This window comes from Limosilactobacillus reuteri subsp. simiae (assembly GCF_020784875.1).
In the GTDB taxonomy this organism is placed as follows: domain Bacteria; phylum Bacillota; class Bacilli; order Lactobacillales; family Lactobacillaceae; genus Limosilactobacillus; species Limosilactobacillus reuteri_H.
This window is the reverse complement of sequence record NZ_JAJGUI010000025.1, coordinates 1-883: the sequence shown is the minus strand read 5'-3', so window position 1 is coordinate 883 and position 883 is coordinate 1. Positions and strand designations below refer to the sequence as shown.

Sequence of the window (883 nt, the reverse complement as noted above, 5' to 3'; positions counted from 1 at the left end):
TCACGCTGGTATCGTGGGTTCAAATCCCGCACGGGTCACTTTTGGAGGATTAGCTCAGTTGGGAGAGCATCTGCCTTACAAGCAGGGGGTCACAGGTTCGAGCCCTGTATCCTCCATTACAACTTAATAGTTGTATATACCCATGACACAATGGCTCGGTAGCTCAGTTGGTAGAGCAACGGATTGAAGCTCCGTGTGTCGGCGGTTCGATTCCGTCCCGCGCCATTTATGGGGGAGTAGCGAAGTCTGGCTAAACGCGACGGTCTGTAAAACCGTTCCTTCGGGTTCGGTGGTTCGAATCCACTCTCCCCCATTTTATAGGGATATAGTTAAACGGTATAACTACGGTCTCCAAAACCGTCATTGTGGGTTCGATTCCTACTATCCCTGCTTAACTGAATATTTTGGCGGTATTGGTGAAGTTTGGTTAACACACCGGTTTGTGGGTCCGGCACGCGTGGGTTCGAATCCCACATACCGCCCTTTTGATTAAGCTTATTACTTAATCTTAACTATTTGGTGGTATAGCCAAGTGGTAAGGCAGAGGTCTGCAAAACCTTTATCATCGGTTCAAATCCGATTACCACCTTTTAGTTAGCTGATGCCTCTGTGGCGGAATTGGCAGACGCGCTGGACTCAAAATCCAGTTCCCGTTGAGGGAGTGTGGGTTCGACCCCCACCGGAGGCATATTTAAGCAGGAATGCGAAGTATCAGCTAAGCTAAAGTTAACTCCTGTAATTCTTTTGTATCAAGGGTTACAGGAGTTTTTACATTAATGTCTTTAGACCTGGTTGAGTGCGCGAGCAGAGCGAGTGCACGAAACAAAAAACCACCTGCTATGCGGGTGGGCGATAAAAATTATATAAAAAAGGCCTCTTTTGC

Annotated in this window: 7 tRNA genes; all 7 read left to right on the top strand. The window is 47.6% G+C overall.

Annotated elements, in window-relative coordinates:
• Nucleotides 1-43 precede the first annotated feature (43 nt).
• The 7 genes from LMC10_RS01145 to LMC10_RS01115 all read left to right on the top strand — a co-directional run bounded on the left by LMC10_RS01145 (nt 44) and on the right by LMC10_RS01115 (nt 688).
• Nucleotides 44-116, top strand: a tRNA-Val gene (locus tag LMC10_RS01145).
• Nucleotides 117-152: 36 nt separating this feature from the next.
• Nucleotides 153-225, top strand: a tRNA-Phe gene (locus LMC10_RS01140).
• Between the two features lie 5 nt (nt 226-230).
• Nucleotides 231-313 (top strand) — tRNA-Tyr (locus tag LMC10_RS01135).
• A 6-nt stretch (nt 314-319) separates the two neighbouring features.
• Nucleotides 320-390, top strand: a tRNA-Trp gene (locus tag LMC10_RS01130).
• A 17-nt stretch (nt 391-407) separates the two neighbouring features.
• Nucleotides 408-482 (top strand) — tRNA-His (locus tag LMC10_RS01125).
• A 36-nt stretch (nt 483-518) separates the two neighbouring features.
• Nucleotides 519-589 (top strand) — tRNA-Cys (locus LMC10_RS01120).
• A 14-nt stretch (nt 590-603) separates the two neighbouring features.
• Nucleotides 604-688 (top strand) — tRNA-Leu (locus LMC10_RS01115).
• The last annotated feature ends 195 nt before the right edge of the window (nt 689-883 follow it).